Here is a 13,026-nt window from a genome sequence, read left to right as displayed (position 1 = left end):
TGAGTTAACAGCGATGTGAGGGGGAGCTCGGTCGACCGCTAGCGGTCGTCGCTGCTGCGCAGCACACGAATACTCCTTACGTTGTCTGCGACATCGTCAGGGTGGAATGCCACCTCGCGCCATTTCTTATCCGCGTACAACGAAGTCTGATCAGCAAAGTGAGAACTGTGAGGGTTGCCCGATTGACTATAGGACAGCAGCGCTTCTGCGACCGGACCTTCATCGTCAAAACTAAGGGTGTAAATAAAGCTACTACCGTGAACCACGGCGTACCCGTTGTCGGTGAGGTAACGGCTATCCGCGACCTTTGTAGCTTTAACCCCTGCAATCGGCGACGCTGACGGGTTGCCTGACATCTGTAGGTTAGCAACACCCTCAAAGCCGTTACCGCCGTGCACCGCGATAGCTTCGCCTGCCCGCCAGGCAAATTGAACGTCTCGCAAGCTGGCGTCCAGTGGCAGCCCGGCTTCTCCTACTACGGCGACCGCGTCCCGTAATGACTGAATGGCTTGTTCACTTTCCGCTAAACCAGCGGGAGTTGTTGCCGGCCGCGTTACATCAAAGCTGTCTTTGAAAAGCTTGCCGCTGTTCACGGTATCGAGTCGGTCGTAGCGTGTTATCCATTCACGGAAAAGTGGCGCACCCGGGCTATCGAGGTTCAGGCTGCCGTCATAGGCCTCTAGCACGTCACAGGCCTCATCCAGTTCTTCGCCTTCGTTTCGGCAGGCGGAGACTAGGCTAGGCAGCAATATTTCAGCGGTTAGCCCCCGGTTGGAAAACAGTGCCCGCTGTATCTCGTGGATGGTGAAACGCCCGTCATCGCCGGCATCGCCGTACTCATTTTCCAGCATGCGAATATTCATCCTCGTGCGTAGTGAACGGGCTGACTCTGTCGGTCCGTAGAGAATGGAATACCCGGTGAGGGGCTCTCTCGGGCTGCTAAGCCAATAGCTGTCATTCGAATTAAAGACGTAGTCTTTCCGTTCAATGCGCGGACGTTTATCGAAGGGAACGGTTCCTGATATAGGCGTTGATGACTCGTCTAGCCAGGTGTTCTTAGGGTCGCTGCCATTGAGAAGCACCATACGCCTGCCGCCATAAAGCTGTGCGGCGAGAGGGTCACCCTTAAGCGAAGCTCTCCACGTTGCTTGAGATTCATCGCTAATATTGCCCACGGTGGAGTTATCGAGATACAAAGCCCGGCCGTCGGCGCTTGTCGCTATGGTGTTTACCCAAGGCATAGCATTGTAAGTACGGTGGGCATCGATGAACTCGTCCAGGTCGGTGGCTTCGCCCATCGCTTTCCACTGCGCCAAAAGGGAGTGGTTGCCTACATTCGCGTCTCTGGCAGCGTAGGCATACTTCTTGTCCCAAGCCATGCCCGGCATGGTAAGAATCGGACCGTGTTCACTGACATAGATCGTATGTGAATGCGCCTTCACGACGCCAGAATCATCGACGACGGGAATGCTGACAGTACGGGCATCGATATCACGCCACTCTGCTCCATAGCGATAGCGTAGAGGGTTAGTGGAATCGAGCTCTAGGCGATAAAGTACCAGACGTTGGCTAGCAGACACGGTATGCGTCCACCCCAGAGCTTTGTTAAACCCTATGGACACGCCTGGACTGCCTAGCAACTGCGCTCCGTAGATATCGAGTTTGCCAGGAATGGTTAGATGCTTCTCCCAAAATCTACTCTCGCCATACCAGGGATAGTGCGGGTTTGCGAGGAGCATGCCCCGGCCGTTTTCTGTGTACTCACTGCCGAGCGCCCAGCCGTTTGATCCCATCCCCTCCAGCGACGCGGCATCCAGGGCCGCTAATTGCAACTTTGTATCCGAGTTTGCCGCGACCACATCTTCATCTTCCGGAGGCTTTACGGCCGCGATAGCGCCACTCATACGCGGAAGCGTTTGAGCGACCATTACCATGCGCGTCATCAAGTCCATGGGTGATACTTCGCGTACCCAGGTCGCGCCACTGCACCAGGAGCTGTTTCGAGCGCCTTTATGTTCTCGAATGTAGCGGTTATAGCCTGAGGTATAGCCCGCCAGCCAGGCTTGAACTTCACTATCTTGGGCAGCGAAGGCTTCCTGTGCTTGACCGCGAAGATTCAGGCCACGGACTACGGCATCTTTGGCGATGTTGCTCTGATTGGCGCCGGCGCCGAGATAGCGAGCACTCTCTCCTCTGGCTTGAACTAAGCTGAGCGCCATATTGCAAACATGGTCTTCCGCCGCGGCGTAAGCCTCCCCATAGCCTAGGGCACCATAGTCAGCGGCTTGTATGTGAGGCACACCGTAGGGCCCTTTCCGGACAGTTACTTCGTAGGAGTTGTGGGATTCGACCCAGTCAAAGACCTGTCTCTGCTGGGCGTCGTAAGGCAGTGACTCAATACGCTTTGAAAGGGCCTCAAACGCCTGGGCATCAAATTGATCGCCCTGCATGGTTTGCGCGTGCTCAAGAAGATCGGAGAGATCAGGCTGATCTATGTCGGCGAAAGCTGAACTAGTGAAAAGCAGGGGGGTAAAAGCAAAGGTGAGTACTTTGGCACTGATAGTGGGAGAATAGCGGTCACAATATTTCGTAAATAACGGAGTAAGTCTACCGACGGTTGGTCGCATGAGTATGAAGGTCTCCAAGTTGTTTTATTATAGTAGGTGACGATGTTCTTATAGTGTGTCCATTCTGCACAGTCAGGTCTTGCTGTCTATGGAGAGCCCCATCACCGTGTAAGGCTCAGGCATAGCCCCACCACAGCCAGGCCGCTCCGCGAACGCCACTGCTGTCGCCATGCGTGGCAGGTTTGAGTTTTGTTCGGCAGATATCAGAGAAGACCTTGGGCGCCAGTAGTTGCGGTATCTCGGTGTAGATACATGGAATGTTGGAAAGGCCTCCTCCCAACACGATAACGTCGGGGTCCAACACATTGACGATGCCCGCTAGCGCGGCGCTCAACAAGTCGTTGTAGAGGGTGAGTGTCTCGCGATGTCTGTCGTCCGGGGTCCCCTTGGACAGTTGCTCTACGACGATGGACTCGCAGTGCAGCTGCTCGTGAGTCAGCGCCAACCCAGGGCCACTCAGCCATGTTTCAACGCAGTCCTCCCGTCCGCAGTAGCAAAGACGGGGGTGGTTAAGGCTCTCCGGCAGTTCGTCAACTCGTGCCAATGGCATTGGGTTATGCCCCCATTCGCCGCTAATGGCGTTGGGGCCTTGGAGTAGGCTGCGGTTTGTTGCGATACCTCCGCCCACGCCCGTCCCGAGAATTACGCCGAACACAACTTGCTCTTCTGCCCCCGCACCGTCGCTCGCTTCGGACAAGGTCATGCAGTCGGCGTCATTCGCCATGCGAACTGGGCGGGCGCAGGCTTCTTCCAGATCTCGGCGCAGGGTTTGGCCGTTCAGCGACGTGCTATTGCAGTTTCGCATCAGTCCGGTGTCGGGTGACGGCGATCCGGGAGTACAGATACCCAAAGGCAGCCGCTCAGTCAGATTTGCACTGGACTCTAATTGTTCACACAGCTCGCGTATTGCGGAGAGTGTCTCAGCGTAATTCCCGTGGGGTGTCTTACAGCGCGCTCGGTGAGTCACCACTCCTTCGTGATCAAGGAGTGCTGCTTCTATTTTGGTGCCCCCAAGGTCTACTCCCAGCAATCGGGGTCTATTTGTCATCCGAGAATCCTTTGCACCGGTGTATCTCACTCGTTTTGCGCATTTCATTGATTGGGATCATGGCAAGAGCATACCTCTTAAGGCCAAATGACCGAATCAAAAGTCAGCGGAGATAGGCGCAGGATGAGCGATTCATTAAAGGCTTCACAAGTAGTTGACGGTTTAAGCAGCGAGAACGACTTGTTAGTTGATAGTGCAGATCGTTCGCAGCGACTCCACCAGCTGGCGAAAATGCGACACGACCCTGCAGCGATTCGGGAGCTCTTTATCTCTGGCGACTATCCCTACAAGAGCAAGATTCCCCGTCGAGACTACGAAGAGAAGAAACAAGCACTGCAGGTGGAGCTGCTCAAGGTGCAGCAGTGGGTAAAAGACAGCGGGCAGAAAATTGTTGTCTTGTTTGAAGGGCGGGATGCCGCGGGTAAGGGAGGAACAATTAAGCGCTTCATGGAGCATTTAAATCCACGAGGTGCGCGGGTTGTTGCTTTGGAAAAACCGACGGACCAAGAGCGCGGCCAGTGGTATTTTCAGCGATACATGAAGCATCTGCCCTCCGATGGCGAAATTGTTCTATTTGATCGCTCTTGGTACAACCGTGCGGGAGTAGAGCGTGTCATGGAGTTTTGTACTCCGGAAGAGTATTTGGAGTTCATGCGTCAGACGCCAGATCTAGAACGAATGTTGGTGCGCAGTGGAGTGCGTCTGTTTAAGTACTGGTTCTCGGTTACAAAAGATGAACAGCATGCTCGTTTCTCTCGTCGTAAAACAGACCCACTGAAACAGTGGAAGCTCTCGCCCATTGATCAGGCGTCGATTGATAAGTGGGATGAGTACACCGAAGCAAAAGAAGCTATGTTTTTTTATACCGATACGGCTGATGCGCCATGGACTGTTATTAAGTCATCTGACAAAAAGCGAGCGCGTCTAGCCTGTATGCAGCACTTTTTAGCCAGCCTTGATTACCCAGAGAAGGATACCCACCTTGTTCGTCGCCCGGACCCTTTACTGGTCGGTCATAGTCAGCATGTGATTGGGCGTTCACGGCACATTCTGGGCCCGTCGGTTGGCGAGTGGTAGTGCCTTTTGCTTTGCGAGTGCCTAGGCGTTTGCGAGGCTGGTCTGTTGCTGGCTCCACCAGGCGATACCCTGAGCGTTAAGTTTCGCATCCAGTGTCAAAGCACTAGTCTCGACCTCTATTCGCGAAGCGGGGAGCAGATGCCGTAACTCAGCACGGGTAACATCTAAGACGGCCGTTTCAAGAGCGGGTATGTCGCCGGCAAAGCGGCTACCCAAGGAAGCATATTGTTCGAGCTGCCGCAGCAAGCATTCTTGCTGAGACTTTTGGAAAGTCAGAGCGCCAAAGTGCGTGAGGTAGAAAACGGCAGGATCGCTCTCGCATAGTGTTTGTACCGAGTTTTGATAGAGCGTCGGGTCAAACTGCGTCGGCGTAGTGGCCGGCATTACATAGGCACTCTTCGCAAAACGCTGACGGGCGTAGCTCACGCCAAACATGTCTCCGCTGAACCACCCCTTACTTTGCTCATCGAACAAGCAGAAATGATGATCGGCATGGCCCCGCGTGTGCTTTACACGTAAACGCCTCTGGCCAACCATGAGGGTTTCGCCGTCCTCGATTGTTTGAACGCGATGAGCATCCACCGGTACAACTTCGCCGTGGAGTTGGACGAACAGCTCCTTTCCATAGACCAGCTGTGCACTGGCAATCAATCGGGTGGGGTCAATGATGTGTCTCGCACCCTTGGGATGAATAAGCAGCGTGGCCTGAGGGAGCTGCTGCATAAGAGCACCCGCGCCGCCTGCATGATCAAGGTGAACGTGCGTAGGAACGATATAGCGTAGTTGCTCTTTCGGGATGGACAACGTCCGAAGCGTCGCCAAAATATTGTCGACACTAAGCGCAGTGCCAGTTTCGATGAGCGCGCATTCGTCGCCGTCAACGAGGAGATAGCAGCAGGCTATATCTGGGCCTGTATACAAAGCATCGATACAGTAGATGTTGTTATTGAGAGACTGAAACACCGCTGACGTTGTTGAGGTCATTGAGGTCATAAGAAAAGTGGTACCGAAGGCCGGACTCGAACCGGCACACCTGTTAAGGCGGGGGATTTTGAATCCCCTGTGTCTACCAATTTCACCACTTCGGCACTGAAGGGTTGCGTCGCCCAATAAGTGAGCGGACGCGAGTATAACAGTGCACAATCGTCTGTAGCCATATCTTGTCTATAAGATCTTTGAATATGTGCACCCAAAGTCGCGGGCGTGGCAATTTTGAGGCTGTCAGATCCGGGCATGTTTCTGTACACTCCGCCCGCGCAGAGCGTGTGCTCTGCCCAAACTGAGTATCCGCCCACGCGTCGAAAGGGCGCGCCGACAGAGAGAAAAGAAGTATGACCATGAAATTGGTAAAGAAGACTGACGAATACAGTGTTTTCCAGCGTGGCGATGAGCGTTATGCAGTAAAAGACGCTTCTAAGCGCCCGGTTAATGGCGAAGAGAAGGTTCGCATCCTCTTGGAAGAAGGCTTGATCAAGGTTGCAGAGCCTGCCGCAGTAGAAGCTGCTCCTGAAGAAGCGCCCGCTGAAGAAGCATCAGCTGAAGACACCGCCGCTGAAGAGGCGCCTGCCGAAGAAGCTGCCCCTGAGGAAGATGGCGAAGAAACCGCGTAATCAGCAGCCTTATTTGTAACACGGCGCGGGTATCCCCGCGCCAGTCTCGCCATGCAACGCTCAGACTTTAATTACGACTTACCTCCCGAACTTATCGCACAGCAACCGCTCGCCGAGCGCTCTGCGAGCCGACTACTATGCGTTGACGGCGAAACAAAAGCGCTGAATCACGCGCAGTTTTCTGATCTTCCATCACAGCTCAAGCCTGGAGACCTGTTGGTTTTCAATGACACCCGCGTGCTTCCCGCGCGCCTCTTCGGTGTTAAAGAGACGGGTGGCCGTGTGGAAATTCTTATCGAGCGCCTTACGGGAGAGCGCAGTGCGCTGGCGCATGTGCGAGCCAGTAAAACGCCGCGACCGGGAATGACGATCGCTTTGGCAGCCGATGCGGACAGCCCTGCAAGCGACGATGTGCTCACGGTTGAGGGGCGAGAGGGCGATTTGTTCCAAATCACCAGTGCCCAGAACTTAGGACCTCTTTTGACGCGGATTGGGCATATGCCATTGCCGCCCTATATCGACAGGGCAGATGCTCTTGAAGATAGAGAGCGGTATCAAACCGTGTACGCGCAGCGGGATGGCGCAGTCGCTGCACCGACCGCGGGTCTCCACTTCGATCATGCTCTATTGGACAAGCTGGATTCCATGGGCGTGCAACGAGCTCAGGTTACTTTGCACGTGGGCGCCGGCACGTTTCAGCCCGTACGCAGCGACGATATCCGTGACCATGAGATGCATGCAGAGTACCTCGAGGTCAATCAGGCAGTCGTTGAGGCTGTGGCCGAAACCCGCGAGAGGGGAGGCCGCGTGGTGGCCGTAGGTACCACCGCGGTGCGCAGTCTCGAAACTGCGTCGGCTTCTGGCAAGCTAGAGCCCTATGTTGGAGATACGCGATTGTTTATCTATCCGGGTCGCAGCTTTAACTGCGTTGATGCAATGATCACTAACTTTCACCTGCCGGAGTCCACTCTGTTGATGCTTGTAAGCGCCTTCTGCGGCACAGATTTGATGCTCAGTGCTTATAACGAAGCTGTGGCTGAGCGCTATCGGTTCTTTAGCTATGGGGATGCTATGTTCCTGACCCCCCAGCCCGAGGCGCGACCACAGTGAAGTTTGAACAGCTATCCAGTGATGGCGCGGCCCGTCGATCTCGTCTGCACTTTGACCGGGGCGTCGTCGAGACTCCCGCGTTTATGCCAGTGGGAACCTACGGCACCGTGAAAGGGATGCTTCCAAGAGATGTTAAATCTCTAGGCGCTCAAATTATTCTGGGAAACACTTTTCATCTATGGCTACGTCCCGGAACCGAGGTGATCGCAGCCCATGGTGACTTGCACGATTTCATGCAGTGGCAGGGACCGATTCTTACCGACTCCGGCGGTTTCCAGGTGTTCAGCCTTGGTGACATGCGAAGGATTAGTGAAGAGGGTGTTTCTTTCCGCTCTCCGGTAGACGGCGACAAAGTGTTTTTGGATCCTGAAAAATCCATGGCGATTCAGCGTGCGCTCGGCAGCGACATCGTGATGATCTTTGACGAATGCACTCCTTTTCCGGCAAGTCATGAAGAGGCAGCCACCTCCATGGAGCTTTCGCTGCGCTGGGCAAAGCGTAGTCGGGTCGCTCACGGAGATAGCAAGGCAGCGCTCTTCGGTATTATTCAAGGTGGCATGTACCCCGACTTGAGAGCTCGGTCACTGGACGGTCTGCGGGAGATTGGTTTTGACGGCTACGCCATCGGCGGGCTGTCCGTAGGAGAGCCCAAAGACGAAATGCTAAAGGTGCTCGAAGGACTTCAACCCTTGTTGCCCAAGAATCATCCCCGCTATTTGATGGGAGTTGGTACGCCGGCTGATTTGTTAGAGGGCGTTCGACGAGGTGTCGACATGTTCGACTGTGTGATGCCCACTAGAAATGCCAGAAACGGCCACCTGTTTACTTCAACGGGTGTTATAAAAATTCGCAACGCCAAGCATCGCCACAGTACTGCCGCCCTTGACGAAAACTGCGCGTGCTACACGTGCTCGAACTTTAGTCGTGCGTATTTGCATCATCTGGATAAGTGCAATGAGATCTTAGGGTCTCAGCTCAATACACTACACAATCTGCATTATTATCAGGATCATATGCGTGGCATCCGTGAGGCAATTGAAGCTCGACGTTTGGATGCTTTTGCAGATGAGTTCTACCATGCTCAAGCAAGTTGCTAGGTCTGAACGCTCAGCGAACAGTTAAAAAGAGAGGCATAGGATGCTGTACAAACTTGGGGAAGAGACTCCGGTTCTTGATGGCGAAGGACACTTCGTGGCGCCCAATGCCGCAGTTATTGGTCGAGTAACACTCCGCGCTAAAAGCAGCGTTTGGTTTTCCTGTGTGCTTCGGGGTGATGTCGAGGCCATAGAAGTGGGGGCCGGGAGCAATATCCAGGATGGTACGGTGATTCATGCGGACCCCGGCTTTCCCGCCATGATCGGCGAGAATGTCACTATCGGCCACAACGCTATGATTCATGGTTGCAGCATTGGCGATGGCTCACTGGTGGGAATCAATGCCGTCGTACTCAATGGGGCTAAAATTGGAAAGAACTGCCTGATAGGTGCAAATGCGCTCGTGACAGAGGGTATGGAAGTGCCCGATGGCTCATTGGTTCTGGGCTCGCCTGCCGTGGTCAAAAAGACGTTAAGTGCTGATCAACAGGCAATGCTAGCGCTCAATGCAGAGCACTACTCGAGCAACGCAGCACGTTATAACAGTGATCTGGAAGCACTTAGTGATGATTGACTCCCTTGACTGGAAGGCGGGTCCCGAGGGCGCTGCTTCAGCCGAGGAGCCAGGGTCCCCCTGCGTATCTATCTGCGCTTTGGATGAAAACGATATCTGTATGGGCTGTTATCGCAGCGCCGAAGAGATAACGGATTGGTTTATGGCAAGCGCCGCACAAAAGCGCGAGATGCTGGACAGGGCAAAAGAGCGCCGTGAGGCCGACAGCCCTATTCGACTGCTGTAGAACCTGAAGGAATCATTGTGAGGGTCTGCCTTTCACAGCGCGCACGACATTGCCCTCTAGCTCTAGTATCTCGAAGCAGTAGCCGCCGATCCGCAGTCCTGCGTTGGCGTCGGGAAACGATTCTAGATACTCCAGCACGAGGCCGGACAGGGTTTTAGGTCCGTCCGTGGGGAGTTCCCACTTCAAAGCCTTGTTGATATCCCTGACACTGGCGCCGCCGTCGAAAACGTAGCTGCCATCGCGCTGGGGGTAGATCTCATCGGAACTGTCGCTAAGGTTTGAGGTGAATTCGCCCACGATTTCTTCAAGAATATCTGCCACAGCAACCAAACCGATAACATCTCCGTATTCATCGACAACAAGCGCTAAGCGAAACTTTTTCTGCTGAAAGTTGCGAAGCTGTGTGTGCAGTGGCGTGCTCTCGGGGATGAAGTAGGGCTTATCCAGCGCTGCCAGCAAGCCGCTCCGTGACAAACCTTCGCGGTCCATAACACGGCTGGCATTTCTCAGGTGCAGGACTCCTTCGATGTTATTGCTGTCCTCACGCCAGACGGGTAACAGTGTATGGTTGCTACCATGAATGGTTTCCAGAATTACGTCATCGCTCGCATCCAGGTCGATGCCGTAGAACTCGTTTCTAGGGACCATGATGTCGTCAACGGTCACACCTTCAAGATCCAGGATGTTGACGAGCATGCCTCGGTGACGTTGGGGGATCATCGCATCAGGATCTGAGACAATCGTGCGAAGTTCTTCCCGGGATACCCGTTCTTCGCCAGCTTCGTTGGTATTGATTCCCAGTAGTCGCAACAGCCCATTAGTTACCCAATTGACGATAGCAACTAATGGAATGAGCAAGCGCATGAGCGGAAGCAGTACAACGCTTGCGGGGAAAGCGACCTTCTCTGGATACAGGGCGGCGATTGTCTTAGGCGTCACCTCGGCAAAAATGAGTATCACCAGCGTGAGCAGGATAGTCGCTATGACAATGCCCGCATCGCCGTAAAGTCGGATGGCGATTACTGTTGCGATGGCCGAAGCGGCGATGTTAACCAGATTGTTGCCAATCAGTATCAAACCGATAAGACGATCCGGACGCTCCAGCAGCTTGCTTGCTCGTTGGGCACCTTTGTGCTTTTGCTTGCGAAGGTGTTTCAGGCGGTAGCGGTTGAGCGACATCATGCCGGTTTCGGAGCTGGAGAAAAAACCGGACATGAGAATCAGTGCTGCTAACACAGCAAACAGAAGGCCGAGTGGTGCTTCGTTCAATTCAGCTTTTCTCCAGCACCAACTCGAGGACGAGCTTGGACCCCAAAAACGCCAGCATTAGCACCGTAGAGCCACTCACCGTGAGTCTCACTGCGGTTTGACTGCGCCACCCCAGCCAGTGCCGTCCCCATAGGAGCACAGCGAATAGAATCCACGCGGCGATGCTTAATACGGTTTTGTGCACCAGATGCTGAGCAAATATGTCCTGCATGAACAACACGCCGGTACCAATAGAGAGCGTCAGGGCGACAAAGCCAACCCATATCAATTCAAAGAGCATGCTCTCCATTAGCTGCAACGGTGGAAGCACGCCAAGCAGGCCGCCCATTTGGCGACGTTTGAGCTGGGCGTCCTGAGCGGCCAGCAGGGCCGCCTGAATCGCGGCTAGGGTAAGAATCGAGTAGGCAACCACTGAGCTTCCCACGTGGGCAGCTACGCCCAGCGGCACTTTATGCTCTCTAGCGCCCGTATCCGGGCCGAGAGTGGATATCAGAATACCTACGGCGGAGAGCGGAAACAGAATGACGAGCAGGTTCTGGAGGGGGCGTTTAGTGAGTGCCAGTAAACAGACGCAGTTGATACATAGAAAAATCAGGGAAAAAATTCGGAAAAAACCAAAGTTGACGCCTTCGTGTCCATAAATATTGTGCCAGGTTAGAAATGCGTGGCACCCCAAAGCGAAGATTGCGATCACAATCAGGCTGCGACTTAGGCTGCCGTTGTGTTGCAAAGCGCTGGCTAATTGCAGTCCCGCAGCGGCGAGATACAGCAGTGCAGCAATGACGGCAATGAATGCTATGGACATGGGTTTGGGAGCCGGCTCCGCGGCGCGTATACTTGCGTTCCCTTGTACCGACTTGTCACTGTGTAATCAATAGCGCGCGCGAGTACATTACGCGCTTCCAAAGGACTTTTTGTCTCATGTTTCAGAATCTTTCCGAGCGATTAACCCAGAGCCTTCGTTCCGTAACTGGTAAGGCGCGACTCAGTGAAGAGAATATTCAGGGCACTTTGCGAGAAGTGCGTATGGCCCTTCTTGAGGCAGACGTAGCGCTGCCGGTTGTTACGCAGTTTGTAGACGCTGTGAAGCAGCGTGCTCTTGGCCAGGAGGTGATGAGTAGTCTCAGCCCGGGTCAGGCGTTTCTTAAAATCGTACAGGCCGAGCTTGAGTCGGTTATGGGCTCGGCGAACGAGGCTCTGGATTTGTCGGCGCAGCCTCCTGCGGTCATTCTTCTGGCAGGACTCCAAGGAGCGGGTAAGACCACATCGGCCGCGAAGCTTGCCAAGCTGCTGAAGGAGCGCGATAAAAAGAAAGTCACGGTAGTGAGTGCTGACGTTTATCGTCCCGCGGCGATCAAGCAATTGGAAACGCTTGCTGGAGAGATTGGGGTCGACTTTTTCCCCTCTACAGTAGATCAGAAGCCCGTTGATATAGCCCTGGCTGCGCGAGAGCACGCGAAAATTCAATTTAGTGACGTGTTGATCGTTGATACGGCGGGTCGTTTGGCCGTAGACGAAGCCATGATGTCCGAGATCGCGGATCTGGAGAAGGCGGTAACGCCGGTGGAGACGCTCTTCGTCGTTGATGCTATGACCGGGCAAGACGCCGCTAACACAGCAAAGGCCTTTGGCGAGGCATTACCGCTAACCGGTGTCATTTTGACAAAGGTTGATGCAGACAGTCGTGGCGGTGCTGCGCTGTCCGTTCGCCAGATTACCGGCAAGCCCATCAAGTTCTTGGGTGTGGGCGAGAAAACCGAAGCTCTGGATCCCTTTCACCCGGATCGCCTCGCGTCACGGATTCTCGGAATGGGGGACGTGCTGTCACTTATCGAGGAGGTGGAGCAGAAAGTTGACCGGGTCAAGGCCGAGAAACTGGCTCGCAAGGTCAAGAAGGGCAAGAAATTTGACCTTGAGGATCTCCGTGATCAGCTCCAGCAGATGAACAATATGGGCGGCATGGCAAGCATGTTGGACAAGATGCCAGGTATGGCCGGAATGGCGCAGGCTGCCCAATCACAAATCGACAATAAATCCTTTGCCCGCATGGAGGCGATGATTAACTCGATGACTCCGCGGGAGCGACGCAATCCTGAATTGATTCAAGGTACACGTAAACGTCGTATCACGCGTGGATCCGGCACGCAGGTGCAGGATCTCAATCGCCTTCTGAAACAGCACAAACAGATGGCCAAAATGATGAAGAAAATGAAGGGCGGCGGCATGGAGAAGATGATGCGCGGCATGGGTGGAATGATGCCTCCCGGGGGCGGCGGTTTTCCGCCCATGCGCTAACGGCTCCAGGCGGCTCTAACCGCCCGCAAGTATTGAAAAAATCACAGCTTGGAGGGCTTTCATCAGCGCTCTGTTTTCTGTATGATGCGCCACCTT

12 protein-coding genes and 1 tRNA gene are annotated in these 13,026 nt (G+C 54.3%); 7 read left to right on the top strand and 6 right to left on the bottom strand.

Features of this window, described 5'->3' with window-relative positions:
* Positions 1 to 38: 38 nt before the first annotated feature.
* Both R0137_RS13660 and R0137_RS13655 read right to left on the bottom strand, forming a co-directional pair.
* Positions 39 to 2,627, bottom strand: a complete 2,589-nt coding sequence (locus R0137_RS13660) for an acylase (RefSeq protein ID WP_407326959.1) — start codon at positions 2,625 to 2,627, stop codon at positions 39 to 41.
* 115 nt (positions 2,628 to 2,742) lie between these two features.
* Positions 2,743 to 3,675 carry an ROK family protein gene (locus R0137_RS13655; protein ID WP_407326958.1) on the bottom strand — a complete coding sequence of 311 codons (933 nt, stop codon included), beginning with the start codon at positions 3,673 to 3,675 and terminating at the stop codon, positions 2,743 to 2,745.
* A 123-nt stretch (positions 3,676 to 3,798) separates the two neighbouring features.
* Between R0137_RS13655 and ppk2 the strand changes: the two genes are divergently transcribed.
* Positions 3,799 to 4,752, top strand: coding sequence for a polyphosphate kinase 2 (ppk2, locus tag R0137_RS13650; RefSeq protein WP_407326957.1), 954 nt, complete (start codon positions 3,799 to 3,801; stop codon positions 4,750 to 4,752).
* 21 nt (positions 4,753 to 4,773) lie between these two features.
* On the opposite strand, the gene R0137_RS13645 is transcribed toward ppk2, so the two are convergent.
* On the bottom strand, positions 4,774 to 5,745 hold the full coding sequence (locus R0137_RS13645; protein ID WP_407326956.1) for an MBL fold metallo-hydrolase: 972 nt from the start codon (positions 5,743 to 5,745) through the stop codon (positions 4,774 to 4,776).
* A gap of 8 nt (positions 5,746 to 5,753) precedes the next feature.
* Positions 5,754 to 5,840: transfer RNA gene (locus R0137_RS13640), tRNA-Leu, on the bottom strand.
* 243 nt (positions 5,841 to 6,083) lie between these two features.
* Here R0137_RS13640 and R0137_RS13635 point away from each other — a divergent pair.
* From R0137_RS13635 to R0137_RS13615, 5 genes are read left to right on the top strand one after another with little or no spacing between them, the layout of a single operon-like run.
* Positions 6,084 to 6,362, top strand: a complete 279-nt coding sequence (locus R0137_RS13635; RefSeq protein WP_407326955.1) for a hypothetical protein — start codon at positions 6,084 to 6,086, stop codon at positions 6,360 to 6,362.
* 51 nt (positions 6,363 to 6,413) lie between these two features.
* Entirely contained in the window at positions 6,414 to 7,472 is a 1,059-nt protein-coding gene (gene queA, locus R0137_RS13630) for a tRNA preQ1(34) S-adenosylmethionine ribosyltransferase-isomerase QueA (RefSeq protein WP_407326954.1), read from the top strand.
* Positions 7,469 to 8,569: a tRNA guanosine(34) transglycosylase Tgt gene (tgt, locus tag R0137_RS13625; RefSeq protein ID WP_407326953.1), complete on the top strand. Its 1,101-nt coding sequence runs from the start codon at positions 7,469 to 7,471 to the stop codon at positions 8,567 to 8,569. The genes queA and tgt overlap by 4 nt, the downstream gene beginning before the upstream one ends.
* A gap of 40 nt (positions 8,570 to 8,609) precedes the next feature.
* Positions 8,610 to 9,140, top strand: a complete 531-nt coding sequence (locus tag R0137_RS13620; RefSeq protein ID WP_407326952.1) for a gamma carbonic anhydrase family protein — start codon at positions 8,610 to 8,612, stop codon at positions 9,138 to 9,140.
* Entirely contained in the window at positions 9,133 to 9,366 is a 234-nt protein-coding gene (locus tag R0137_RS13615) for a DUF1289 domain-containing protein (protein WP_407326951.1), read from the top strand. The genes R0137_RS13620 and R0137_RS13615 overlap by 8 nt, the downstream gene beginning before the upstream one ends.
* A 12-nt stretch (positions 9,367 to 9,378) precedes the next feature.
* Here R0137_RS13615 and R0137_RS13610 read toward each other — a convergent pair whose 3' ends face one another.
* A complete protein-coding gene (locus R0137_RS13610) occupies positions 9,379 to 10,635 on the bottom strand; it encodes an HlyC/CorC family transporter (RefSeq protein ID WP_407326950.1) in 1,257 nt (418 codons plus the stop codon).
* 1 nt (position 10,636) lies between these two features.
* Entirely contained in the window at positions 10,637 to 11,440 is an 804-nt protein-coding gene (locus R0137_RS13605; RefSeq protein WP_407326949.1) for an inner membrane protein YpjD, read from the bottom strand.
* A 116-nt stretch (positions 11,441 to 11,556) separates the two neighbouring features.
* Here R0137_RS13605 and ffh point away from each other — a divergent pair, with 116 nt between their 5' ends.
* Positions 11,557 to 12,930 carry a signal recognition particle protein gene (gene ffh, locus R0137_RS13600; protein ID WP_407326948.1) on the top strand — a complete coding sequence of 458 codons (1,374 nt, stop codon included), beginning with the start codon at positions 11,557 to 11,559 and terminating at the stop codon, positions 12,928 to 12,930.
* The last annotated feature ends 96 nt before the right edge of the window (positions 12,931 to 13,026 follow it).

The sequence above is a fragment of the Congregibacter brevis genome, assembly GCF_045689245.1.
Taxonomy (GTDB): domain Bacteria; phylum Pseudomonadota; class Gammaproteobacteria; order Pseudomonadales; family Halieaceae; genus Congregibacter; species Congregibacter brevis.
Note: the sequence above shows the minus strand (reverse complement) of the source record. Positions and strands in the feature narration are given on the sequence as shown.

What these genes read in the sequence shown, in the direction of transcription:
- R0137_RS13645 (WP_407326956.1), bottom strand. Translation starts at nt 5,745, where the DNA reads ATGACCTCAATGACCTCAACAACGTCAGCGGTGTTTCAGTCTCTCAAT.
- R0137_RS13655 (WP_407326958.1), bottom strand. Translation starts at nt 3,675, where the DNA reads ATGACAAATAGACCCCGATTGCTGGGAGTAGACCTTGGGGGCACCAAA.
- queA (WP_407326954.1), top strand. Translation starts at nt 6,414, where the DNA reads ATGCAACGCTCAGACTTTAATTACGACTTACCTCCCGAACTTATCGCA.
- R0137_RS13620 (WP_407326952.1), top strand. Translation starts at nt 8,610, where the DNA reads ATGCTGTACAAACTTGGGGAAGAGACTCCGGTTCTTGATGGCGAAGGA.
- R0137_RS13615 (WP_407326951.1), top strand. Translation starts at nt 9,133, where the DNA reads ATGATTGACTCCCTTGACTGGAAGGCGGGTCCCGAGGGCGCTGCTTCA.
- ppk2 (WP_407326957.1), top strand. Translation starts at nt 3,799, where the DNA reads ATGAGCGATTCATTAAAGGCTTCACAAGTAGTTGACGGTTTAAGCAGC.
- R0137_RS13660 (WP_407326959.1), bottom strand. Translation starts at nt 2,627, where the DNA reads ATGCGACCAACCGTCGGTAGACTTACTCCGTTATTTACGAAATATTGT.
- ffh (WP_407326948.1), top strand. Translation starts at nt 11,557, where the DNA reads ATGTTTCAGAATCTTTCCGAGCGATTAACCCAGAGCCTTCGTTCCGTA.
- R0137_RS13605 (WP_407326949.1), bottom strand. Translation starts at nt 11,440, where the DNA reads ATGTCCATAGCATTCATTGCCGTCATTGCTGCACTGCTGTATCTCGCC.
- R0137_RS13635 (WP_407326955.1), top strand. Translation starts at nt 6,084, where the DNA reads ATGACCATGAAATTGGTAAAGAAGACTGACGAATACAGTGTTTTCCAG.